At 62.9% G+C, this 22778-nt stretch carries 19 protein-coding genes and 2 pseudogenes; 15 read left to right on the forward strand and 6 right to left on the reverse strand.

Features of this window, described 5'->3' with window-relative positions; genetic code table 11:
• Positions 1 to 267 precede the first annotated feature (267 nt).
• The 4 genes from ACQB61_RS21180 to ACQB61_RS21195 all read left to right on the forward strand — a co-directional run bounded on the left by ACQB61_RS21180 (position 268) and on the right by ACQB61_RS21195 (position 3327).
• Complete coding sequence (locus ACQB61_RS21180) at positions 268 to 1167, forward strand: peptidylprolyl isomerase (RefSeq protein ID WP_430514227.1); 900 nt, start codon at positions 268 to 270, stop codon at positions 1165 to 1167.
• Between the two features lie 154 nt (positions 1168 to 1321).
• Positions 1322 to 2563, forward strand: coding sequence for a bifunctional glutamate N-acetyltransferase/amino-acid acetyltransferase ArgJ (gene argJ / locus ACQB61_RS21185; RefSeq protein WP_430514228.1), 1242 nt, complete (start codon positions 1322 to 1324; stop codon positions 2561 to 2563).
• A 76-nt stretch (positions 2564 to 2639) separates the two neighbouring features.
• Positions 2640 to 3044, forward strand: coding sequence for an 8-oxo-dGTP diphosphatase MutT (mutT, locus tag ACQB61_RS21190; RefSeq protein WP_050475137.1), 405 nt, complete (start codon positions 2640 to 2642; stop codon positions 3042 to 3044).
• 49 nt (positions 3045 to 3093) lie between these two features.
• Positions 3094 to 3327 carry a Flp family type IVb pilin gene (locus ACQB61_RS21195; protein ID WP_019966063.1) on the forward strand — a complete coding sequence of 78 codons (234 nt, stop codon included), beginning with the start codon at positions 3094 to 3096 and terminating at the stop codon, positions 3325 to 3327.
• On the opposite strand, the gene ACQB61_RS21200 is transcribed toward ACQB61_RS21195, so the two are convergent.
• A complete protein-coding gene (locus tag ACQB61_RS21200) occupies positions 3328 to 4218 on the reverse strand; it encodes a methyltransferase domain-containing protein (RefSeq protein ID WP_430514229.1) in 891 nt (296 codons plus the stop codon).
• Positions 4219 to 4323: 105 nt separating this feature from the next.
• Between ACQB61_RS21200 and ACQB61_RS21205 the strand changes: the two genes are divergently transcribed.
• The 4 genes from ACQB61_RS21205 to ACQB61_RS21220 all read left to right on the forward strand — a co-directional run bounded on the left by ACQB61_RS21205 (position 4324) and on the right by ACQB61_RS21220 (position 6849).
• Entirely contained in the window at positions 4324 to 5121 is a 798-nt protein-coding gene (locus ACQB61_RS21205) for a ComF family protein (RefSeq protein WP_430514230.1), read from the forward strand.
• 103 nt (positions 5122 to 5224) lie between these two features.
• Complete coding sequence (grxC, locus tag ACQB61_RS21210; protein ID WP_430514231.1) at positions 5225 to 5482, forward strand: glutaredoxin 3; 258 nt, start codon at positions 5225 to 5227, stop codon at positions 5480 to 5482.
• Positions 5483 to 5497: 15 nt separating this feature from the next.
• Entirely contained in the window at positions 5498 to 6346 is an 849-nt protein-coding gene (locus tag ACQB61_RS21215) for a carbon-nitrogen hydrolase family protein (RefSeq protein ID WP_430514232.1), read from the forward strand.
• Positions 6343 to 6849, forward strand: a complete 507-nt coding sequence (locus ACQB61_RS21220; protein ID WP_430514233.1) for a DUF1178 family protein — start codon at positions 6343 to 6345, stop codon at positions 6847 to 6849. Before ACQB61_RS21215 ends, ACQB61_RS21220 begins: the two co-directional genes overlap by 4 nt.
• A 46-nt stretch (positions 6850 to 6895) precedes the next feature.
• On the opposite strand, the gene ACQB61_RS21225 is transcribed toward ACQB61_RS21220, so the two are convergent.
• The 4 genes and pseudogenes from ACQB61_RS21225 to ubiG form a co-directional block, all read right to left on the reverse strand.
• Positions 6896 to 7453: a phasin family protein gene (locus ACQB61_RS21225; protein WP_430514234.1), complete on the reverse strand. Its 558-nt coding sequence runs from the start codon at positions 7451 to 7453 to the stop codon at positions 6896 to 6898.
• A gap of 280 nt (positions 7454 to 7733) precedes the next feature.
• The gene (locus ACQB61_RS21230) at positions 7734 to 8426 is read right to left on the reverse strand and encodes an alpha/beta fold hydrolase (RefSeq protein ID WP_430514235.1); all 693 of its coding nucleotides are present in this window, start codon (positions 8424 to 8426) and stop codon (positions 7734 to 7736) included.
• Positions 8427 to 8516: 90 nt separating this feature from the next.
• Positions 8517 to 9142: pseudogene (locus tag ACQB61_RS21235) on the reverse strand (LysE family translocator).
• 133 nt (positions 9143 to 9275) lie between these two features.
• Positions 9276 to 10022, reverse strand: coding sequence for a bifunctional 2-polyprenyl-6-hydroxyphenol methylase/3-demethylubiquinol 3-O-methyltransferase UbiG (gene ubiG / locus ACQB61_RS21240; RefSeq protein WP_430514441.1), 747 nt, complete (start codon positions 10020 to 10022; stop codon positions 9276 to 9278).
• A gap of 195 nt (positions 10023 to 10217) precedes the next feature.
• Between ubiG and ACQB61_RS21245 the strand changes: the two are divergent.
• The 7 genes and pseudogenes from ACQB61_RS21245 (at position 10218) to clpB (ending at position 20092) form a co-directional block, all read left to right on the forward strand.
• Positions 10218 to 11467: pseudogene (locus tag ACQB61_RS21245) on the forward strand (aspartate kinase).
• Positions 11468 to 11538: 71 nt separating this feature from the next.
• Complete coding sequence (gene ptsP, locus ACQB61_RS21250) at positions 11539 to 13806, forward strand: phosphoenolpyruvate--protein phosphotransferase (RefSeq protein WP_430514236.1); 2268 nt, start codon at positions 11539 to 11541, stop codon at positions 13804 to 13806.
• Positions 13807 to 13877: 71 nt separating this feature from the next.
• A complete protein-coding gene (gene prfA, locus ACQB61_RS21255) occupies positions 13878 to 14951 on the forward strand; it encodes a peptide chain release factor 1 (RefSeq protein WP_430514237.1) in 1074 nt (357 codons plus the stop codon).
• A gap of 4 nt (positions 14952 to 14955) precedes the next feature.
• Positions 14956 to 15321, forward strand: a complete 366-nt coding sequence (locus ACQB61_RS21260) for a hypothetical protein (protein ID WP_430514238.1) — start codon at positions 14956 to 14958, stop codon at positions 15319 to 15321.
• Positions 15322 to 15374: 53 nt separating this feature from the next.
• Entirely contained in the window at positions 15375 to 15827 is a 453-nt protein-coding gene (locus ACQB61_RS21265) for a N5-glutamine methyltransferase family protein (RefSeq protein ID WP_430514442.1), read from the forward strand.
• Positions 15828 to 16236: 409 nt separating this feature from the next.
• On the forward strand, positions 16237 to 17184 hold the full coding sequence (locus tag ACQB61_RS21270) for a DUF4167 domain-containing protein (protein WP_430514239.1): 948 nt from the start codon (positions 16237 to 16239) through the stop codon (positions 17182 to 17184).
• Positions 17185 to 17488: 304 nt separating this feature from the next.
• Positions 17489 to 20092: an ATP-dependent chaperone ClpB gene (clpB, locus tag ACQB61_RS21275; RefSeq protein ID WP_430514240.1), complete on the forward strand. Its 2604-nt coding sequence runs from the start codon at positions 17489 to 17491 to the stop codon at positions 20090 to 20092.
• 114 nt (positions 20093 to 20206) lie between these two features.
• On the opposite strand, the gene ACQB61_RS21280 is transcribed toward clpB, so the two are convergent.
• Entirely contained in the window at positions 20207 to 22177 is a 1971-nt protein-coding gene (locus ACQB61_RS21280; protein WP_430514241.1) for a M23 family metallopeptidase, read from the reverse strand.
• Positions 22178 to 22778: the final 601 nt, after the last annotated feature.

Genomic DNA, 22778 nt, shown 5'->3' on the forward strand with positions numbered 1-22778 from the left:
TCCTTCCAAATGACGGGCGGCATCAGGTGCAAGGCCCCTGTCACCAGCCCTCAAAAAATCTCATTTCCGGTACACGGTCTGCCTGCCTGCCCGCATGCGGGCTGCGAAGCTGCCGTTCCATGGATGCCCCGCCCTTTAAGGTGGCGCGGGACGTTCGACAGATAAGAGGGGTAGGATGCTTGTCAACGCCGCCGCTTTCAGCAAGGTTGCGGCAGCTCGCGCTCATGCGGTGCGGAGCTGTTCAAATTCTGACCCTAAGGACTCTACATGTTCCGTTCTTTCATGAGCCGCCCCTTGCGCTCAGTTCTGATCGCCGCAACGGCGCTCAGCCTCGGTGCCACGGCCCTGTCTGCGGCCGAACCGGGTGACGTTGTTGCCAAGGTTGGCAGCACGGAAATCACCGAAGCCGATATCGCCTTTGCCGCCCGTGACCTCGGCCCGCAGCTGCAGCGCTTCCCGCCGGCCCAGTGGCGCCAGATCCTCACGGACGTGATGATCGACATGACGCTTCTGTCCGATGCGGCCAAGAAGGAAGGCATGGAGAAGGACGAGGACTTCCAGCGTCAGGTCCGCTTCATGACAACGCAGGCCCTGCGCAATGCCTATGTGGCGCAGAAGCTGGACGGCGGCATTACCGAGGAAGACATCAAGGCCGCCTATGACAAGGAGTTCAAGGACTTCCAGGGCGAGGAAGAAGTCCGTGCCCGGCATATCCTTGTCTCTTCCAAGGAAGAAGCCGAGAAGCTGATCAAGGAACTGGACGGCGGTGCCGATTTTGCGGAGCTCGCCAAGGCCAACTCCAGCGACGGCTCGGCCGCCAATGGCGGTGACCTTGATTACTTCACCAAGGGCCGCATGGTGCCGGAGTTTGAGGCGGCTGCCTTTGCCCTGAAGCCGGGCGAGTACACCAAGGAGCCGGTGCAGAGCCAGTTCGGCTGGCACATCATCAAGTCCGAAGACAAGCGTATCCAGAGTGCTCCGTCGCTGGAAGAGGTCTCCGACGGGCTGCGCCAGATGCTGATGCGTGAACGCTATGCAAAGCTCATTGAAGAGCTGAAGGCAGCAAATCCGGTGGAAATCATCAAGCAGGAAGCTCCTGCCGATGCCCCGGCCGATGCTCCGGCCGCAGCTCCCGCTGGCGAAGCGGCAAAGCCTGCAGCGCAGTAAGACGCAGGTCCGGAAGGCACTGATCTTCTGATCTGAGCGTGATCCCCCGGCACCCTGCCGGGGGATTTCCTGTTTCAGGGGGCGTCATGGGTCTTGCGCACCCCGTCCATCGGGCAAGGCTGCAACTCATTGCATTTGAGTGCCAGAGGCCGTGATGTCGACAGAAGTTTCTCCGCTTGCCCCCAAGTCCTACCCTGAGATGCCCGTCATCGAAGGCGTGCGTTTTGCCACGGCGGCGGCCGGCATCAAGTACAAGGGGCGCACGGATGTGCTCCTGGTGCTGATGGACGAAGGCACGGAAGTGGCCGGTGTCTTCACCCGCTCGCTCTGCCCCTCCGCCCCGGTGGACTGGTGCCGCGCCAACCTGCCTTCCGGCAAGGCCCGGGCACTCCTCGTCAATTCCGGCAATGCCAATGCTTTCACCGGCAAGAAGGGCAAGGCTGCCGTGGAACTGTCGGCTGAAATCGTCAGCAAGGCCGTTGGCTGCGCTCAGGGCGAAATCTATCTTGCCTCCACCGGTGTGATCGGCGAGCCGCTGCCTGCGGACAAGTTTTCCGGCGTCGTCGATGGCCTTGTGGCCGATGCGGTCGCTGGATCCTGGCTCGATACGGCGAAGGCGATCATGACCACCGACACCTATCCGAAGGTGTCCACCCGCACAGTGGATCTCGGCGGTGTGCCGGTGACGCTGAATGGCATTGCCAAGGGCGCAGGCATGATTGCCCCGGACATGGCGACCATGCTGTCTTTCCTCTTCACTGACGCTCCGATTGCAGCACCTGTGCTGCAGGCGCTGATTTCCGGCGCCGTCGGCGGCAGCTTCAATGCCATCACGGTCGACAGCGATACGTCGACCTCGGACACGGCACTGCTGTTTGCCACCGGAAAGGCGGCTGAGCGCGGGGCTGTGCGCGTGACTGAGGCTTCCGATCCGCGCCTGGAGCCCTTCCGCAAGGCGCTGGGCGAGGTGATGCAGGATCTGGCGCACCAGATCGTCCGGGACGGTGAAGGTGCCCGCAAGTTTGTGGAAGTGCGCGTCGAGGGCGCCTCTTCCGACGCGTCGGCCAAGCGCATTGCCCTGTCCATCGCCAATTCGCCGCTGGTGAAGACCGCCATTGCCGGTGAGGATGCCAACTGGGGCCGCGTCGTCATGGCTGTCGGCAAGGCCGGAGAGCCTGCGGACCGTGACCGTCTGGCCATCTGGTTCGGTGATGTGCGTGTCGCCGTCAACGGCGAGCGCGATCCGGATTATTCGGAGGCTGCTGCTTCAGCGGTCATGGAGCGTGAGCACATCCTCATCCGCACCGAAATCGGCCTTGGCGACGGCTCTGCCACCGTTTGGACCTGTGATCTGACCAAGGCCTATGTCGAGATCAACGGCGATTACCGCAGCTGATCCGTCAAACTTTCTTCAGGGCGGGCTCTGAGTTTTTTAAGAGTCCGCTCAAAACTGTCTAAAATTGGAACATGCCATGCGGATGGTTCTTGTCGTTGCCTGTGCTCTCATTGACGCGGATGGGCGTATCCTGATCGCGCAACGGCCCGAGGGAAAGTCCATGGCAGGGCTCTGGGAATTCCCCGGGGGCAAGGTGGAAGCTGGGGAAAGGCCGGAAGCCTGCCTGATCCGCGAGCTTTCCGAGGAACTTGGAATCAGCGTTAAGGAAGAGTGCCTCGCCCCTCTGACCTTCGCCAGCCACGCTTATGAAGATTTTCACCTCCTCATGCCATTGTATGTCTGTCGGCGATGGCAAGGAACTCCTGCAGCCCAGGAAGGGCAGACCCTGAAATGGGTGCGGGCAGGCAAGCTCAGGGAATTCCCCATGCCACCGGCCGATGAGCCGCTGATCCCCCATTTGATCGGGTTGGTCGGCGCCTGATGTAGACCGACAGGCAAACAGCCGCGTATCTGGCTGGTTAGGAGTTGCAATGCGACTGGACGAAAATCCGGCAGGCATGTTTGGTGCCCCCGCCAGGAAGCGCGTTCAGATCGGCCTTGATCTGGCGGCTCGCTTCCAGGAAGACGTGAAAGGCGCGACAGCCGTTGAATATGGCCTGATGGTCGGGTTCATCTCACTGGCCATTGCTGCGACTCTGCTGTCCATTGGTCATGACATTGGCACAGCCTTCACCATCATCAGTGATGCCCTCAAGGGCTCCTGATCAAACGTCCCTGCGATCTTCCGGCACTTTCAGCGCATCGGCCAGTCTTGCCTTGGCAGAACCCGGCTTCAGAGGCTTCTGCTGGCTCTCATGCGGTGCCCAGCCAGAGAGATACATGACCTGAAACGTGGCACGGATGCGTCCGTCCGGATCGCTGTAATCGGTTGCATAGAGTTCTGCCGCCTTCAGAAATACGGCCCGTGACAAGGGCTTGCGGCTGCGCTCGTTCAGTGCCGAAGCCGCCCCCATCATCTTCAGATCCCGCATCAGCGCAAAGATGTTGTCATAGCGCACGGTCAGCTTGTCCGTGTCCGTGACCGGCAGGGCAAAACCGGCGCGCTGCAACAGGGCCCCAAGATCACGCGTGTCGGCAAAGGGCACGACCCGCGGGGCGGCGCCGCCTGTCACTTCAAGTTCCGCACGCATCAGGCAATCGCGCAATTCGCTCAAGGTATCTCCGCCCAGCATCGCCCCCAAAAATAGGCCGTCCGGCCGCAAGGCCCGGCGGATCTGGATCAGCGCGCCCGGCAGGTCGTTTACAAGCTGCAGGCTGAGTGCCGAGACGATCAGACCCACGGACGCGTCCTTCAATGGGAGCAGCGCGTCATCGCAGACAAAATCCGGGGCGGGCAGGGCAGGGTCGGGCAGGAACAGATCGCCGCGCAGCACCGTCTCTGCCTTGCCGCTCTGCTGCAGGATCTGAGCAATGCGCCCCGTGTGGCCGCCCAGGTCCACTGCCGTGCCGAATTCTCTCGTGACGGCTGCGATGCGGTCTGCCAGATCCTCTGCCACCGCTGCAAGCAGGAAGTCGGCGCCTTCAATGCGGCTCTCAAGGGCACGCTTGCGCCGCCGGGCGAAGAGGGAACGGTCAATGAGGTCGATGCGGGTCATGTGCGTGCTTTCCGGGTGCCGGGCATGATGCCTTATAGGCTCAGCCTTCCGCTTCCGTCAAAAGCTGCTAGGGTGACGTGAACCACGGGTTGCAAGAGGCGGCAGATGCTTCAGGAACCGGATGCAGGCCTTGACCGGATTGACTGGCGCAGCCGCTCCCTGGGCGGATTGCGCCGGATCTGGCGCACAGGGCTGGATTTCCTGCTGCCACCGCGCTGTCTGACCTGCGATGCCCCGGCAGCAGAGCCCGATGCGGTTTGCCCCTCCTGCTGGAGCCAGATGCCCTTCATCGAGGCGCCATGGTGTGCCCGCTATGGCACGCCGCTCTCGTTTGATCTCGGGCCTGAGGGGCTGAGCGCCCGTGCCATCGCCTCGCCGCCCCTCTTCAACCGGGCCCGTGCAGCCACGCTCTATGGTGGCCCGGCGCGTGATCTGGTGCTGGCGCTGAAATTCGGCGGGCGGCGCGAGGTGGCGGCGCCCATGGGGCGGCTGATGGCGGCGGCCGGACGGGAACTCTTTCAGACTGATACCCTCCTTTTGCCTGTGCCTCTGCACCGCACGCGCCTGTGGCAGCGCCGGTTCAATCAGGCCGCTCTGCTGGGGCAGGAGGTGGCGCGCATCAAGGGCGTAGCCTTCGAGCCGCTGATGCTGGAGCGGCGCCGCCGCACCCGTCAGCAAGTGGGGCTGCATGCGGACGAGCGCAGCCGCAATGTGCGCGGTGCCTTTGCCCTGCTGCCTGATGCGGCGGCGAAGGTCAGCGGCCGTCCGGTGCTGCTGGTGGATGATGTGCTGACGACAGGCTCCACGATGGAAGCCTGCACAAGGGTGCTTTTGCGGGCAGGCGCGCGGCAGGTGGATGTGCTCACCTTTGCCATCGCCGATCCCTCATTCACCGCAGAGTGAGCAGCCTGCCGCGATGACCGGCCATTTTCGGGGCTTGTCCGGCGCAAGTTCCGGCAGATATAAGCCGGTGAGGGGCGGTGACCTGCCCATAAGGAGTTGAAACGTGGTTGAAGTCATCATCTACACCCGGCAGATGTGCGGCTACTGTTCTGCGGCCAAGCGCCTTCTGGACAGCAAGGGCGTTGCCTATACCGAGCATGATGCCACCTTTGATCCGGCACTGCGGTCCGAAATGATGGCCAAGGCCAATGGCCGCAGCACCTTCCCGCAGATCTTCATCGGCGGGGTGCATGTGGGCGGCTGTGACGACCTGCATGATCTGGACCGGGCGGGCAAGCTCGATCCCATGCTCGCCGCCTGACCCGGAGTTTGTGAAATGGCCATCTTCACCGCCGCTTGTGTTCAGCTTCGCTCCAGCCGTGATGTTGCTGCCAATGATGCAGCTGCCGAGGCGCTGATCCGCGAGGCGGCTGCGGCGGGCGCGCATTATGTGCAGACGCCGGAGATGACCAATCTGCTGGAGCGCAGCCGTGAGGACCTGATGGCCAAGATCCGGGTGGAGGCGGAGGATCCGTCACTTGCTCGGTTCCGGGCGCTGGCCGCCGAACTTGGCATCTGGCTGCATATCGGCTCGCTCGCCATTCTGCTGGAGCCGGGCAAGGCGGCGAACCGTGGCTTTCTCATCGGCCCCGACGGCAGCCTGAAGGCGCGGTACGACAAGATCCATATGTTCGACGTGGACCTGCCCAACGGCGAAAGCTGGCGGGAGTCTGCGACCTACCGGCCCGGCTGCGAAAGCCTTGTCGCAGATCTGCCCTTTGCACGCCTGGGCATGGCCGTGTGCTATGACGTGCGCTTTCCGGCGCTGTTCCGGGCACAGGCCCGTGCCGGTGCCGAAGTGCTGACCATGCCGGCGGCCTTTACCCGCCAGACCGGCGAGGCGCATTGGCATGTGCTGCAGCGGGCGCGGGCGATCGAGAATGGCGCCTTCGTTATCTCCAGCGCCCAGGGCGGCAAGCACGAGGATGGCCGCGAGACCTATGGCCACAGCCTGATCATCAACCCATGGGGTGCGGTGATCGCGGAACTTGACCATGATGAACCGGGCTTCGTGACGGCCCGTATCGACACCGACGAAACGCTGAAGGCGCGTCAGCGCATTCCTGCAATTGCAAATGAGCGGGATTTCACCCTGACGCAGACCGGCAAGGAGATTGAGGCGTGATCCGTTACACGCTCCGCTGCGACAATGCCCATGAGTTCGAGGGCTGGTTCCGTAACTCCGGAGATTTCGAGCGCCAGATGGCGCAAGGCTTGATGAGCTGCCCGGCCTGCGGGTCTGATGACGTCACCAAGGCTCTGATGGCGCCTGCCGTCAGCACGTCTGAGCGGCGGGAGAGCTTGGTTCCGGCCGGCGGCGGAGCTGAAGCTGCCGCTCCCGTTGAAGCGCCTGCGGCGGCTGCCGGGGCTGGGGCAACATCGGCCATGATCGCCTCTGACTCGCGCCACGCCGAGCTTTTGCAGAAGATCCGGGAACTGCGCCAGCAGATCGTCTCCAATGCCGATTATGTGGGCCAGTCCTTTGCCGATGAGGCGCGCAAGATGCACTATGGCGAGACGGATCATCGCAGCATCTACGGCGAGACCAGCCCGGATGATGCGCAGGCCCTGCTGGAAGAGGGCATCAGCATTTTGCCGCTGCCGGTGCTGCCGGAAGACCGCAACTGATCGCCGGGCCAGCCTGAACTGGCGGCCCGGCTTGCTAGGCGTCCGGTCAGGCGTTGGCAGCCGGCTTGGAGCGCGGGGCGGGCTTGCGGGGCACTGCCTCGCCAGTGCCGTTACTGTTGGCTGGTTCCATCGCCTTTGAGGCAGCTTCCATGGTCTGCTGGGCCATGTCTTCCACCACTTCTGCTGCCGTATCGACGATGAGATCGCCGGCCTTTGAGGTTTCGGTGAGGCCGGTTTGCAGCAGTTCCAGCGTTTTCTGGGCCTGGGCTTCATAGTCGTGCCACATGTCACGGAAGAAGCCCTGCAGGGTCTTGGCGGTTTCTGCCGGTTCCTTGCAGGCCACGAGCGAGCGGAAGCAGGCGAGATCAGCCTTGAGCCGCTGGCTCACGAAGTCCATGTGGCCTGTAAAAGCCTTCTCGCTGCCTTCCAGCATCTGGCGGCTGGCGGTCTCGAGGGCGCTGAGCGTGTGCTCACCCAGCTTGTCAGAGCGTTCGGCCCAGGACCAGTTGTCGGCCCATTTGCTGGATGCAACATTCATCCATGGCGCGGTGAGTCCCATGGCGCCATGTACTTCGGTGTCATGTTCGATCCGGTTCTTTGTCATGTCGACCTCCCACAGATGTCGATTGCGCGTCTTCAGAAGGAGAGACGCCTGCCTAGCCGCTGCTTGCGGTCTGTCAGGCCGTGGCCTGCATGCTGCTGGCAATTACCGCGGGTAAGGCCTCAGCATGCACACGTGCCGTTAGGTTAGCAAGAGAATGTGACAATCATTTTGATCTGCATCAGGAGAGGGCGCCCGGTCTGCGGCAGGATTGCGGCATTGGCGCTCAAATCCTGCGGCAGTGTGACGCGGAGCCCTGTCGAGGGGAAAGTCCGGGTAAGTCTCAGACGCGCATCCAGGCCTGGAGTTCCGCGGTAACGGCGGCAGGCGCCTCCAAGGTGGACAGGTGGCCAGCCCCGGCGATCAGACTGAGGCGGCTGCCTGGGATGGACTCATGAATTTCGCGGGCAACGGCCGGCGGTGTCAGTGTGTCGCCTTCCCCAGCGAGCACCAGTGTGGGACAGGCGATCTGGCCGAGGAACGGGCGGGAGTCGATCCGGGCCATGATGGCGGTCTGCTGGCGCACGAAGGCCTCGGCGCCAGTGTCTTCGGCCATTTCAACCACCACGGCCTTGAGGGTTTCGTCCTCTGCCCGCGAAGTATCCACCAGTCCGGGATAAAGCAGATGCGGCACCTTGGAGAATTTGCCCGACTGCGCCATCTGCATCAGCACGCGGCGGCGCTCGCCCTGCTCGGGCAGGTCTGGCCGGGCGCTGGTGTCCAGCAGGGCGAGCCGCGTCACCCGCTCTGGCGCCCTGCGCATGATTTCCATGGCAATGTAGCCGCCCATGGACAGGCCGGCGAGGGCAAAACGCTCCGGTGCGGCAGCGAGAATGCCCTCTGCTATGCCGCCAATGCTGTCCGCCTCCCGGTGATTGCCGATAAGGATCGGCCGGTCCGAGAAAGCGGCGATCTGTGCGGCAAAGAGCAGCTCCGTGCAGAGCAGGCCCGGAATGAAGACAACGGCCTCGGTCATGCGTGCGTATCCCTGTTTTCCTGAAACGTAAGGTTATCTCGTGCCGGAAAACATCCTGCTTGGGAAGACTGTTTCGGAAACAGGCAGGCGTCAGTGGATCAGCTGGCTGATGTCCTGTGTGGCATCGACCATGACCGGATAGAGCGATGCCAGAAGCAAAAGGGCCATGGCGATGTTGAAGGCCTGCAGCCGTGCCGGGCTGGCCAGGAAGCCGCGCAACAACCTGCCTGCGGCCCCCAGGAGAAGCAGCAGGGAGCGCCGGTAAGGCCGTAAAGCAGGGTGATGATCAGCACGTTGGTGAAGAAGCCGTCTGCGGGCGTATAGGCGGCTATGGCGCCTATGGCCATGATCCAGGCCTTCGGGTTGATCCACTGGAAGGCGGCCGCCTGCAGAAATGTGAAAGGCTTCGGCTTTGCACCCGCGCTCTGTGGTGCGCCGGAGCGGGCGATTTTCCAGGCGAGCCAGGCCATGTAAAGCGCACCGGCATATTTCAGCACATCATGGAGGGCTGGCCACAGCTCGAAGAGTGCTCCGATCCCCAGCCCGCAGGACAGAACCAGAATCGAGAAGCCGATGGTGATGCCCAGCATATGCGGCAGCGAGGCCTTGATTCCGAAGTTCACCCCCGAAGCCAGAAGCATGGTGTTGTTCGGCCCCGGCGTGATGGAGGAGACGAAGGCGTAGAGAACGAAGGCGGCGATCAGGTCGGGCGTCATGACAGGCTGTGCTCAGGGAAGTGGCTGACAGGCCTGCACAATAGAGAGGTGACGCTTTCGGTAGAAACGGAATAGCGTCACGTGACACTATTCCGTTTTCTGTTCTGTCTGTCTCCCCGCTCGGGCAATCGCGTCAGCGGCTGGCGAGCAGCATGTAGTTCACGTCCATGTCGCGCGAGCGGTTCCAGCGGTCGGTGAGCGGATTGAAGGTAACGCCGCTGCGGTCGATTATCGTGAGGCCCGCTGCCGTCACAGGACGCTCGATTTCCTCCGGACGCACCAGCTTTTCAAACGTGTGTGTGCCCTTCGGCAGCCAGCGCAGCACATATTCGGCGCCGACAATGGCCAGCGCATAGGCCTTGAGAGTACGGTTGATGGTGGCCACGAACATCAGCCCGCCGGGCCGGACCATGCGTGACACTTCGGTCAGGAACAGCGGCACATCGGCTACGTGCTCCACCACTTCCATGTTCAGCACCACGTCAAAGGTTTCGCCCGCTGCCGCCAGTTCCTCGGCAGTTGAGGCGCGGTAGTCGATGGTAAGGCCGGATTGGGCCGCATGGAGCTTTGCAATCTCGATGTTGACCGTCGAGGGGTCGGCGCCCACCACTTCGGCGCCAAGGCGGGCCATGGGCTCGCTCAGCAGGCCGCCGCCGCAGCCGATGTCGAGAAAGCGCAGACCCTTGAAGGCATCGCTGGCCTTGGGGTCGCGGCCAAAGCGGTTGCAGACCTGCTCCTTGATGTAGGCAAGGCGTACCGGATTGAATTTGTGCAGCGGTTTGAACTTGCCGGCAGGGTCCCACCATTCGGCTGCCATTGCGGAGAAGCGCGCCACTTCCCGTTCGTCGACGGTGCTTCCGGCTGCGGCCTGGTCCTTCATGGTTTCGGTGCTCATGACTATCCTCCCGGATGGGGTCTTGCGCGGGGCTTGCGCTCTTGGGTGTGACCTTTCGCGTCAGGGCCGCTTTGTCAAGGCTTCCTGTTGCAGATGCGGCTTTGTGGCTGTATGGATTGCGGCCGATCCGCCGGGCGCGTTCGCGCCCATATGGCTCTCGACGGGAAGACAAAAACCACGATGGCCCGACTGGTTATGAAGTTCGGCGGCACGTCCGTCGCGAATATCGAACGCATTCGCAATGTTGCCCGCCATGTGAAACGGGAGGTTGACGCCGGCCATGAAGTTGCCGTCGTCGTGTCGGCTATGGCCGGGCAGACCAATCAGCTGGTTGCCTGGTGCCGGGAAGCCGCTCCCATGCATGACGCGCGCGAATATGACGCCGTTGTCGCCTCCGGCGAGCAGGTCACCTCGGGGCTTCTGGCCATCGTGCTGCAGGAAATGGGCGTCAATGCCCGGTCCTGGCAGGGCTGGCAGATCCCGATCCGGACCGATGGCTCGCATGGCGCGGCCCGCATCGCCGGGATCGACGGCAGCTTCATGGTGGAACGGCTGAAACAGGGCCAGGTGGCCGTGGTTGCCGGTTTCCAGGGTATCGCCCCGGACAACCGCATCTCCACGCTCGGCCGTGGCGGCTCGGATACCTCGGCCGTTGCGATTGCTGCTGCCATCCAGGCGGACCGCTGCGATATCTACACGGACGTGGACGGGGTCTACACCACCGATCCGCGCATCGTGCCGAAAGCCCGCCGCCTTGACCGTGTTGCCTTCGAGGAAATGCTCGAAATGGCTTCGCTCGGTGCCAAGGTGCTGCAGGTGCGCTCGGTCGAAATGGCCATGGTGCATGGTGTGCGCACCTTCGTGCGTTCAAGCTTCGACGATCCCGATGCCCCGCAGGAGGGCAAGGACGGTCTTCCCCCGGAACTCTCATCTGCGACGAGGACGAACTCGTGGAACAGCAAGTCGTGACCGGCATCGCCTTTGCCAAGGACGAAGCCCAGATCTCCATCCGCAATGTGCCCGACAAGCCGGGTGTTGCAGGTGCCGTGTTCGGCCCGCTGGCCGACGCCAACATCAACGTGGACATGATCGTCCAGAACATCTCGCCGGACGGCAAGACTACGGACATCACCTTCACCGTGCCCGAATCAGAATACGACCGGGCGATGAAGACGCTGGAAGAAAAGCGCGCCGAACTCGGTTTTGGTGCTCTTGAAGGCGCCCGTGACGTGGTGAAAGTTTCGGTGATCGGCATCGGCATGCGCTCGCACGCAGGCGTTGCGGCCCAGTGTTTCCGCGGCCTTGCGGAGAAGGGAATCAACATCCGTGCGATCACCACCTCCGAGATCAAGATCTCTGTGCTGATCGATTCTGCCTACACGGAACTTGCGGTCCGGACTCTCCATTCGCTATACGGTTTGGACGGGTAATAACCAGCCTGGGCCGGGCAGATGCGATAAACGTGTCTGCCTGCCCGCGCCGACAGGAACGGAGCTGACCCATGCGCAGCAACCTGGCCGGTCCGCGCCTGTTGCTCCGCAGGCTTCGCGAAGTCATGGCGGAGCCGATCAACGCGCAGGAGCGGCTCGACAAGATCGTGGTCCTGATCGCGGCGAATGTGGTCGCCGAGGTCTGCTCCGTCTATATTCTGCGCGCTGACGGCGTTCTGGAGCTTTATGCCACCGAGGGCCTCAACCGCGAGGCCGTGCACCAGGCGTCGCTGCGCGTCGGGCAAGGCCTTGTCGGCCTGATCGCTGCCGAGGCGCGGCCGCTCAATCTTCCCAATGCACGGGCGCATCCTGCCTTCGCCTATCTGCCGGAGACCGGTGAAGAGGCCTATAATTCCTTCCTGGGTGTGCCGGTCCTGCGCGCCGGGCGTACGCTTGGCGTTCTGGTGGTGCAGAACAAGTCGCACCGCACCTATTACGAGGATGAGGTCGAGGCGCTGCAGACGACCGCGATGGTTATCGCGGAAATGGTCGCTGCCGGTGAACTGGAAGCCATTGCCAAGCCCGGCACGGGCCTGGATCTCTCCCGTCCTTTCCGTTTTTCCGCAGTTGGCCTTGCCGATGGCGTGGGGTTGGGGCACGTGGTGCTGCATGAGCCGCGCGTCGTCGTCACCAATCTCATTGCCGAGGATACCGATCACGAGACGAACCGTCTCGAGGGGGCGATCGACCGTCTGCGCCTGTCCATCGACAGCCTGCTGGCCTCCGGTGATTTTGCGCAATCGGGCGAGCACAGGGATGTGCTCGAGGCCTATCGCATGTTCGCCTATGACCGGGGCTGGATCCGCAAGATCGAAGAGGCGATCCGCAACGGCCTGACGGCAGAAGCTGCCGTCGAGAAGGTGCAGAGCGACATGCGTGCCCGCATGCTGCGCCAGACAGACCCTTACCTGCGTGAGCGTCTGCATGATCTCGATGATCTGGCGCACCGGCTGATCCGCGAACTCATGGGCCGCCAGCACAGTGGCGGCACCGGCAGCCTGCCGCAGGATGCCATCATCGTTGCCCGCAATATGGGCGCCGCCGAACTTCTCGACTATGACCGCGACCGGATTCGCGGCGTTGTGCTGGAGGAGGGCGGTCCGACCAGCCATGTCACCATCGTGGCGCGTGCCCTCGGCATTCCGGCCGTGGGCCAGGTGCAGGATATTGTCAGCCTTGCGGATGCGGGCGATGCCATCATCGTCGATGGCGGCACGGGTGAGGTGCACCTGCGTCCGGCTTCGGATGTGCAGGATGCCTATGCGGAAAAGGTGCGTTTCCGTGCCCGCCGTCAGGCCCAGTTCCGCCGGTTGCGCAACAAGCCCTCCGTCACCAAGGACGGGGTGGAGATTGCGCTGCAGATGAATGCAGGCCTCCTGGTGGATCTGCCGCACCTGGCTGAATCGGGGGCGGTGGGCGTTGGCCTGTTCCGCACAGAACTGCAGTTCATGGTGGCTTCGTCCTTCCCGCGCCTGTCCGATCAGCAAGCCCAGTACACACAGGTGCTGGATGCCGCCGATGGCAAGCCGGTGACCTTCCGCTCGCTGGATATCGGCGGCGACAAGGTGCTGCCTTATCTGCGTTCCATTCAGGAAGAGAACCCGGCCATGGGCTGGCGCGCCCTGCGCCTTGGCCTCGACCGGCCGGGGCTGCTGCGCACCCAGGTACGTGCTCTGCTGCGTGCTGCTGCCGGGCGCGAACTCAAGCTCATGTTCCCGATGGTCTCGGAGGTGTCCGAATTCCACCGGGCGAAGGAACTGGTGGAGCGCGAGCTGAAACACGCCCGCCGCCATGGCCATGACGTGCCCGATTCCATCCGTCTCGGCGTGATGATCGAGGTGCCCTCGCTGCTGTTCCAGCTTGAGGAGCTGTTCCAGGTGGTGGACTTCGCCTCGATCGGCTCGAACGACCTGTTCCAGTTCTTCTGTGCCGTGGACCGTGGGAACACCCGTGTTGCCGACCGCTATGACACGCTCGGCCCCGGCTTCCTGCGGGCGCTGAAGCTGATCGTGGATGTGGCCGGACGGCACCATGTGCCTGTGACGCTCTGCGGGGAAATTGCGGGCAAACCTCTGGAAGCCATGGCACTGATCGGGATTGGCTACCGCTCGCTGTCCATGTCGCCGGCCTCGCTGGGGCCTGTGAAGGCAATGCTGCGCAGCCTTGATGCTGGCCGCCTGTCTGCGCGCCTGCTGCCGCGCCTTGATCATGGCCATCCGGACCACGACATCCGCGCCTTCCTCCGGCGCTTTGCCGAAGAGCAGGACGTGGCGCTCTAGCGCCGCGCCTGCCGTTCATCCCGTTTACTGCCGGGAGGCCTTTTCTCCCGTGGCCCTGGAGACATGCGCTCATGCTGGCGCAAGCAAAACTCGACACACTGCTGAACCGCTTTGCCGAACTCGAACACCGTATGTCCTGCGGTCCGGATGCGGGCGAATATGTGCGTCTTTCGCGCGAATACGCAGATCTGGAGCCGCTGGTGCGCGCCGTGCAGGCCTTGCGCAAGGCGGAAGAGGACCTTGCTGGCGCCGAGGCACTGATTGCGGAGGCTGGCAGTGACCGGGAAATGCGCGAACTGGCCGAGCTGGAGCGCGATGAGCTGACGCAGAAGGTGGAGGAGCTGACGCAGGCCGTGCGCATCGGCCTTTTGCCGAAGGATAGCGCCGACAAGAACGATGCCATTCTGGAAGTGCGTGCAGGCACTGGCGGGGACGAGGCCGCGCTTTTTGCGGGTGACCTGTTCCGCATGTATCAGCGCTATGCCGCACTTCAGGGCTGGAAAGTGGAAGTGCTGTCGGCCAGTGAGGGCGAGGCGGGCGGCTTCAAGGAAGTGATCGCCTCGGTTACGGGCGAGAATGTGTTTGCCCGGCTCAAGTTCGAATCAGGTGTGCACCGGGTGCAGCGCGTGCCTGAGACCGAATCGGGCGGACGCATCCATACCTCCGCTGCCACGGTCGCCGTGCTGCCGCAGGCCGAAGAGGTGGACGTGGATGTCCAGGAATCAGACCTGAAGATCGACACTTACCGGGCATCTGGCGCAGGCGGCCAGCACGTCAACACCACCGATTCGGCTGTGCGTATCACCCATCTGCCTACCGGTATCGTCGTGGCGGTGCAGGACGAACGCTCCCAGCACAAGAACAGGGCCAGAGCGCTGCAGCTTCTGCGCGCCCGAATCTATGATGCGCAGCGCGATAAGGCGGCGAACGAACGCTCGGAGGCGCGGCGCCTGCAGGTGGGCTCCGGCGACCGTTCCGAGCGCATCCGCACCTATAATTTCCCGCAAGGCCGGGTCACCGATCACCGCATCGGCCTGACGCTTTACAAGCTGGAGCAGGTGCTGGCAGGCGAGGCGTTGAACGAACTGGTCGAAGCGCTGACAGTCGATCATCAGGCAACGCTGATGGCGGCCGAGGAGGGCTGACCCCATGTCCGGGACAGGGGATGTGCCAACTCTGGGTGCGCTTTACCGCGAGCTGCGCGACAGGTTCCGCAAGGCGGGCCTTGCTTCGCCGGAGCTGGACGCCCGGCTGCTCGTGGCCGCTGCTGCTGGCCTGTCTCCCGGTGATGTCGTGCTGCGCTCCGATGATCCGGTAAGCGAGGCTGCTTCAACGCTGGCGCGCCACCATGCGCAGCGGCGCGAGGCGCGTGAGCCAGTGGGCCGCATTCTCGGCGAGCGGCAGTTTTTCGGACTGGATCTGGCCCTTTCCCCGGACACGCTGGAGCCGCGTCCTGATACGGAAATTCTGGTGGAGGTGATGCTGGCGCGGGCAGGGGGCTTATCAACCCGCTGATTGCCGACATCGGCACAGGTACGGGAGCCATCATTCTGGCCCTGCTCAATGAGCTGCCACAGGCGCACGGTCTTGCGATTGATCTGTCTGCCGGTGCGCTCGAGACGGCGCTGGCCAATGCAAGGCGCCACGGGCTGGACGAGAGGCTTGCTTTTGCGCAGGCAAATTATGCCGAAAGTCTTGCGCCGGTGTTCGACTGGATCGTCAGCAATCCGCCCTACATCGTGTCGGATGTGATTGCCGGGCTTGAGGAAGATGTGCGCCAGCATGACCCTGTTCTGGCGCTGGATGGCGGGCCTGATGGCCTTGTCGCTTACCGTGCAATCGTGCCGCAAGCGCTGACTGCGCTGCGTCCCGGCGGCCGCCTCGGATTCGAGATTGGCTTTGACCAGGGCAGTGCCGTGTGTGGCCTGATGGCAGATGCCGGATTCCAGAATCTTGAAATCATTCAGGATCTCGGCGGAAATGACCGTGTAGTGACGGGTATTAAGCCGGCATGGGGCTGACTGCGGACATCCTTTAAAAAAGGCTTGGAAATCTGACGCGAACCGGCTAGTTTCACTTTGCCGAAGCCGGGATAACGCGGTCGGGGCGAGTTTCTCGCCATATCGGCGATCCAGCCCACGCAGGGATTATGGGCCGAACGATCGCAACGCGTTTTGGAAACCGAACATCTTCTGATTAATCGGACTGTCGGTCTGTCGCAGAATATGACGATTGCGTTACCCTTTGCCGGGTGGTGCTGTCGTGGCGGTTCATTGTTCACAGCCGGTCATGCTCCCTTCACTGGAGCCGGGTAACGCCGGAATCCCAGCGCAGGGAATACAGACGCGCTTTTGATTGGCCGGCCTTGCCGGCCGCCGTTCCTTAAGAGTTAACGGCAGGATGAGACCAGGAAATCAAAATAAGCAGCGTATGCGGAACAACCGGGGCCGTAAGGGACCGAATCCGCTGACCCGGACGTTTGAATCGAACGGCCCGGACGTGAAGATCAGGGGTACGGCTCTGCACATTGCCGAGAAGTACCAGCAGCTGGCCCGCGACGCACAGGCAGCCGGTGACCGGATCATGTCGGAGAACTATTTCCAGCATGCCGAGCACTATTACCGCATCGTTGCGGCAGCGCAGCCCAATATGGCAGCAAGCGGCGGCCTGCGGTTCGACAACGGCTATGACGAGGAAGAGGGCGAGGATCAGGGTGCCGAAGGCGCCGAGATCAACGAGCGTTCCGACCGTCAGGACCAGCCTGAGCGTTCCGAACGTTTTGAGCGCCCCGAGCGGTCTGAACGGTCTGAGCGCATGGAGCGGCAGGACCGCCCTGGCCGTCAGGACCGGGGTGACCGTCAGGAGCGTTCCGAGCGTGGTGAGCGCCCCGAACGCGGTGACCGTCCGATGCGCCAGGAGCGTTCCGAGCGCAACAACCGTCAGGACCGGTATGAGCGCCGTGACCGGGATGACCGGCAGGACCGCCAGGAACGCGCCCCTCGCCCGGTTGAATATGTTGCTGCTGACGAGCCGCAGCCCTTCATCGAGCACATGCCGGTTCCAGGCCTGAACGAGGGGCACATCAGCCGTCCGGTTCATGACGAGCCGGTCCAGACGGAAGCTGCGGTCTATCCCGGCGCCGAAGGTGAAGATGGTGAGGATGGCCGCCCGCGCCGCCGTCTGCGTGGCACCCGTGGCCGTGGCCAGCGCCGTGAAGGCGAGGATGCCCCGGCTGAGGAAGCTGCCGCTCCTGCCCCGGCTCCGGCCGAGGCTGCTGCCCCTGTGGAAGCTGGCGATGAGCCCAAGCCCCGCGCGCGCCGCACGCCGCGTCCGCGCCGCACCAAGGATGTGGAAGAAACCACCTCCAGCGACGCCTGATCAGGCGGCAGGCTGCAAAAAGTTATGAAAGGGCGTCCCGGTCTCCGGGGCGCCCTTTCTCTTGTGTCTGCCGCCGTACGTCGAGCTCCGCGAAAGCTCCGTGGGTCAGGATCCTTCCGGAGTTGTCAGGCACCCCTTTTGTTGTCAATTTGCAACACTATATGAGCCTTGCCATCCAGAGTGATGGTGCGGGTGCCCGCTGGGGCAGCTTGCGGCCGCAAGGCCGGGGCTGCCTGCCGAATGGGGCCCGCAGTCCAGCACGCCGGCCATGCTACGGGTGGTCAGGCGGAAAGGAGTTTCGCGAATGAATATGGAAAAATACACCGAACGGGCGCGCGGCTTCATCCAGTCTGCGCAGACCTTTGCGCTAGGGCAGGGGCATCAGCAGTTCCTCCCTGAACATCTGCTCAAGGTGCTGATTGATGATCCTGAGGGAATGGCTGCCGGGTTGATCGACCGCGCCGGCGGCTCGTCTCAGGATGTCCGCCTTGCCGTCGAGCAGGCGATTTCGCGTCTGCCGAAAGTCTCCGGCGGTTCAGGGCAGCTTTATCTGTCTCCCGCCATGGCGCGCTTTTTCGAGCAGGCCGAGAAGGTGGCAGACAAGGCGGGCGACAGCTTCGTCACCGTCGAGCGCATGCTGCTGGCTCTGGCCATGGACAATGACAGCGAGGCCGGCAAACTGCTGGCCAAGGCGGGCGTGTCTCCGGCCAATCTCAACCAGGCGATCAATGCCCTGCGCAAGGGCCGCACGGCAACCTCGGCCAGTGCCGAGAATCAGTATGACGCTCTGAAGAAATATGCGCGCGACCTGACGCAGGTGGCACGGGACGGCAAGCTTGATCCGGTCATTGGCCGTGACGAGGAGATCCGCCGCACCATTCAGGTTCTCTCCCGCCGCACCAAGAACAATCCGGTTCTGATCGGTGAGCCGGGCGTCGGCAAGACGGCCATCGCCGAAGGCCTTGCCCTGCGCATCGTCAACGGCGATGTGCCGGAAAGCCTCAAGGACAAGCAGCTTCTGGCCCTCGACATGGGCTCGCTGATTGCGGGTGCCAAATACCGCGGCGAGTTCGAGGAACGGCTGAAGGCGGTTCTCTCCGAAGTCGAGACGGCGGCGGGTGGCATCATCCTGTTCATCGACGAGATGCACACTCTGGTTGGCGCAGGTAAGGCGGACGGGGCGATGGACGCCTCCAATCTGCTGAAGCCGGCTCTTGCCCGTGGTGAACTGCATTGCGTCGGTGCGACCACGCTCGATGAATACCGCAAGCACGTGGAAAAGGATGCGGCGCTGGCCCGCCGGTTCCAGCCGGTTTTCGTCAGTGAGCCCACGGTGGAGGACACCATCTCCATCCTGCGCGGCATCAAGGAGAAATACGAGCTGCATCACGGTGTGCGTATCACCGATTCGGCCATCGTCTCCGCCGCGACATTGTCGAACCGCTACATCACCGACCGGTTCCTGCCGGACAAGGCCATCGATCTGATGGACGAAGCCGCAAGCCGTCTCCGGATGCAGGTGGATTCCAAGCCCGAAGAGCTTGATGAACTCGACCGGCGCATCATCCAGCTCAAGATCGAGCGGGAGGCGCTGAAGAAGGAGAACGATCCTGCCGCGCAGGACCGGCTGACCCGTCTTGAGAAGGAGCTGACGTCGCTTGAGGAAGAGTCCGATGCGCTGACCCAGCGCTGGCAGGGCGAGAAGGACAAGCTGAACGTCGAGCAGAAGCTCAAGGAACAGCTGGACGGTGCCCGCAGCGAGCTGGAAAAGGCGCAGCGGCAGGGCAATCTTGCCCGGGCTGGTGAGCTTGCCTATGGCGTCATTCCGGAGCTGGAGCGCAAGCTGGCTGATATGGCCGGTGCCAGCGCCAAGGGGGCGATGCTGGATGAGGCAGTGACCTCCAGCCACATCGCGCAGGTGGTGTCGAAGTGGACGGGTATTCCGGTCGACAAGATGCTGGAAGGCGAGCGTGACAAGCTGCTGCGCATGGAAGATGTGCTGGCGGGCCGGGTGATCGGTCAGGCCGAAGCGATCCATGCGGTTTCCACTGCCGTCCGCCGCGCCCGTGCCGGGCTGCAGGATCCGAACCGGCCAATCGGCTCCTTCATGTTCCTTGGGCCCACGGGCGTGGGCAAGACGGAACTGACCAAGGCGCTGGCCTCGTTCCTCTTCGATGATGACACGGCGATGGTCCGCCTCGACATGTCGGAATACATGGAGAAGCACTCGGTTTCCCGCCTCATCGGCGCACCTCCCGGTTACGTCGGCTATGAGGAGGGCGGAGCCCTGACGGAGGCGGTACGCCGCCGCCCCTATCAGGTCGTGCTCTTCGACGAGATCGAGAAGGCCCATACGGATGTGTTCAACGTGCTCCTGCAGGTCCTTGATGACGGCCGCCTGACCGATGGACAGGGCCGCACCGTCGACTTCCGCAACACGCTGATCATCATGACCTCGAACCTGGGTGCCGAATATCTGGTCAACCAGCCTGAGGGCGAGGATACGGACAAGGTTCGGAATGAGGTGATGGATGTGGTTCGCAGCCACTTCCGGCCCGAGTTCCTCAACCGCCTGGACGAGATCGTGCTCTTCCACCGGCTGCAGCGCAACCAGATGGCTTCCATCGTTTCGATTCAGCTGGAGCGGCTGCGGGCACTGCTTGCCGACCGCAAGATCACGCTGGATCTGGACGACAGCGCCATCGGCTGGCTGTCACAGAAGGGCTACGACGCTGCCTACGGCGCCCGGCCGCTGAAGCGGGTGATCCAGAAGGATGTACAGGACCCGCTGGCAGAGAAGATCCTCTCTGGTACGGTGAAGGACGGCGACCACGTTGCGGTCAGCGCCGGAACGGACCGGCTGATCTTCACGACTGGCCCGGCCGCTGGGGAATCCGAAGCGGCCTGATGCGCCGCCAGTCTTGAAAACGCCAGGTCATGAAAAAGGCCCGCCGGAGCGATCCTGCGGGCCTTTCTTGTCTTGACTGTCTGGCTTTGTGAGGCCGTTGCGTCAGCACTCCGTCTATGAGCCTGAAGCCGAAGCAAAGCGCGATGGCTTCTGCCCACGCTCCAGCAAGGCATCGATACGGGTGCGCTCCTGCTCGAAATTCGCCAGCATGTCGCCATCCAGCACACGCCCGCGTGGCAGGCGGATGCGCATCGGGTCCACAAAGTTCTTGTTCACCAGCACCTCATAATGAAGGTGCGGGCCGGTGGAGAGGCCTGTCGAGCCCACATAGCCAATGATCTGGCCCTGGGTGACGCGACCGCCTTCCTTGATGCCGGGGCCGAAGTCGTTCATGTGGTTGTAGGTGGTGACATAGCCATTGGCATGGCGCAGCTCCACCCGCTTGCCATAGCCCGATTCCCATCCGGCCTTGATAATGGTGCCGTTGCCCGAGGCCATGATCGGCGTGCCGCGCGGAGCAGACCAGTCCACACCCGTGTGCATCTTGCCAAAGCCATAGACCGGATGCTGGCGCATGCCGAAGCCTGAACGGAAGGTGCCGCCGGAGAGCGGCTTGCGCATGAGGAACTTCTTCGCGCTGCGGCCTTCTTCATCATAGTAATCGACCGAGCCGTCATCCGGCGCGCGGAAACGGTAAAGCCGCCGCTCGGCAGAACCGGTGTGCAGCGAGGCATAGAGGATCTCGCCGTTTCCACCAGTCTCATCGTCGCCACCGCCGTAGAATACTTCCAGCGAGTCTCCTGGCTGGACGCGGCCGTTGAAGTCCACGTCGTAGGAGAAGGCGCCGATCAGCTCCTTGATCAGGTCTTCCGGGATCTGTTGCTCAAGCGCCGTCTGATAGACGCTTTCATACAGCGAGACTGAGGGGCCGCCGCTGTTGCCGCCAAAGGCGTTGCTGTTCGCTTCGGCAAAGGCGTCCAGCAGATCACCGGCCGGCTCATTGGCAGTGACGTAAATGCCGTTGTCCGAGCGCGCGACGGTCGCCTTGTGCTGGGTTTCTGTGTAGATGCTGACCCGCTCCACCCGCTGAATAGTCGGGTCTGCCGGATCTGAACCAAGGGCAATGCGCAGCCGGTCGCCGGGGGCGACATCAAGAATGCCTGCGCCAAAGCGGAAGGCTGCCAGAATCGCTTCCGCTTCCGGATCTGACGCCTGATTGTCGAGAAGAATGTCCTTGAAGGCCATTTCCGGTTCGACCGGTATGATGCGCTCGTCAAAACCGGCGACGGGAGCTGTGCCGGCCTGCTTGGAAACGAAGGAGACGTTTTCCTGGGTGATGCGGACCGACAACCGGGCAAAGTCGGGCTGACGGGCAAGGTCGAAATCGAAACGGTCCGGGTTGACGATGGTCCGGGATGCGATCTGCACACCGCTTTCGCTCAGGAATTGGGCCGAAGCCCGCACCTGCTCTTCGATCTCCGTTTCCGATGGCGTGAGCGCTGTGTCGATTAGCGGGCTGTTGACCGGAAAGTCACTCTGGGCCAGCGTGAACTCACCCTCGGACTTTGCGGAATAGACCGCATCGCTGACCGTGCGCTCGTCCAGCGGCTTCTGATCGGCGAACATCTGCAACGGATTGAAGGCCGGAATGCGGCCCTCCACATCTGTGAGGCGCCGGGTCGTCAGGGTGGTGTTCACAAATGTATAAGGCTTCGCCTTGATGTGCTCCTGATCGCCGCTGCGTGTCACGACGTTCAACGGAATGACGCGTTTGCTGGTGAACTGGGCTGCAGCCTTGCTGACCCGGTCTCCTTTTGTGCCGGCGCCTGCTGTGCTGAGCACTTCCGGGTTCGGCGTGTGAGCCGTCGCAGCGGCGACACGATATTGTCCGTCAAGGGCTGCAATCAATGCGCCGCCCATCAGCACGATAGACGTTACGCCCGTCAGGACGGTCCCGGTCAGCCAGCGCAGGCTCACCTTGCGGCGGTCGGGCAATGCGTTCCGCTCGTCGTAAACAACGAGCGGCGGCATGGTGCCAAGTTCGACCGCCGGATGGGCGTGAGACTGGAAGGGGCCCAGATGCATCAGTTGCCTTGTCTGTTCATGTCGTCCCGCCCTGCCTTGTTCTGGCAAGGCCGCGCATTGCACGGAAACCTCCGCCTGCCGGAACCATCCGGAACCTGAGGGAAAATGCAGTCTGCCGCTGCAAAGGTCAACGGTACAGGCATGCAGCCCTGTCACTGTTGTCCCCCTGGAGGAAAGTGAGACGGTCGATAAGCGCGGTTTCGGGCATGAATATGGCTGGCCCATATATAGAGGGAGGCAACCGTGCCGGTGCCCGGGCGCTTGTTGTATCTTTTTCAGGGGCCGGAAGGACCTCCGGATGCCGGACGTGAAGGGCTTTTTTCGCGGGCTGCGAATTTTTTAAGCCGGCTTGTGGGCAAAGCGGCGGAAATCACAGGGCCAGACGGGCGAAACCCAAGCGTTTCTGCGGGGTTCCGGCCTTGTGAATCTTTTTTGACAATCTGTGTTGACTCCTCTCGGGGGCTGGCTATAAACCGCTCCATCGACGGCGGCGCCACGGAAACACGGCGCCAGACGCTGTCGGGTCAGCCGAAAACGACTGAGCCGCTGGTAGCTCGAAAGAGCGACGAGGTGATGTTGTCTCCGGTTCCCGGAAACGGGT

Origin of the sequence: Pannonibacter phragmitetus, from assembly GCF_050510895.1 — a bacterium.
In the GTDB taxonomy this organism is placed as follows: Bacteria; Pseudomonadota; Alphaproteobacteria; order Rhizobiales; family Stappiaceae; genus Pannonibacter; species Pannonibacter phragmitetus_B.

Excerpts from the sequence above, each read along its gene's own strand:
- ACQB61_RS21180 (WP_430514227.1), top strand. The coding sequence starts at position 268 with ATGTTCCGTTCTTTCATGAGCCGCCCCTTGCGCTCAGTTCTGATCGCC.
- argJ (WP_430514228.1), top strand. The coding sequence starts at position 1,322 with ATGTCGACAGAAGTTTCTCCGCTTGCCCCCAAGTCCTACCCTGAGATG.
- mutT (WP_050475137.1), top strand. The coding sequence starts at position 2,640 with ATGCGGATGGTTCTTGTCGTTGCCTGTGCTCTCATTGACGCGGATGGG.
- ACQB61_RS21195 (WP_019966063.1), top strand. The coding sequence starts at position 3,094 with ATGCGACTGGACGAAAATCCGGCAGGCATGTTTGGTGCCCCCGCCAGG.
- ACQB61_RS21200 (WP_430514229.1), bottom strand. The coding sequence starts at position 4,218 with ATGACCCGCATCGACCTCATTGACCGTTCCCTCTTCGCCCGGCGGCGC.
- ACQB61_RS21205 (WP_430514230.1), top strand. The coding sequence starts at position 4,324 with ATGCTTCAGGAACCGGATGCAGGCCTTGACCGGATTGACTGGCGCAGC.
- ACQB61_RS21215 (WP_430514232.1), top strand. The coding sequence starts at position 5,498 with ATGGCCATCTTCACCGCCGCTTGTGTTCAGCTTCGCTCCAGCCGTGAT.
- ACQB61_RS21225 (WP_430514234.1), bottom strand. The coding sequence starts at position 7,453 with ATGACAAAGAACCGGATCGAACATGACACCGAAGTACATGGCGCCATG.
- ACQB61_RS21230 (WP_430514235.1), bottom strand. The coding sequence starts at position 8,426 with ATGACCGAGGCCGTTGTCTTCATTCCGGGCCTGCTCTGCACGGAGCTG.
- ubiG (WP_430514441.1), bottom strand. The coding sequence starts at position 10,022 with ATGAAGGACCAGGCCGCAGCCGGAAGCACCGTCGACGAACGGGAAGTG.
- ptsP (WP_430514236.1), top strand. The coding sequence starts at position 11,539 with ATGCGCAGCAACCTGGCCGGTCCGCGCCTGTTGCTCCGCAGGCTTCGC.
- prfA (WP_430514237.1), top strand. The coding sequence starts at position 13,878 with ATGCTGGCGCAAGCAAAACTCGACACACTGCTGAACCGCTTTGCCGAA.
- ACQB61_RS21260 (WP_430514238.1), top strand. The coding sequence starts at position 14,956 with ATGTCCGGGACAGGGGATGTGCCAACTCTGGGTGCGCTTTACCGCGAG.
- ACQB61_RS21270 (WP_430514239.1), top strand. The coding sequence starts at position 16,237 with ATGCGGAACAACCGGGGCCGTAAGGGACCGAATCCGCTGACCCGGACG.
- clpB (WP_430514240.1), top strand. The coding sequence starts at position 17,489 with ATGAATATGGAAAAATACACCGAACGGGCGCGCGGCTTCATCCAGTCT.
- ACQB61_RS21280 (WP_430514241.1), bottom strand. The coding sequence starts at position 22,177 with ATGCATCTGGGCCCCTTCCAGTCTCACGCCCATCCGGCGGTCGAACTT.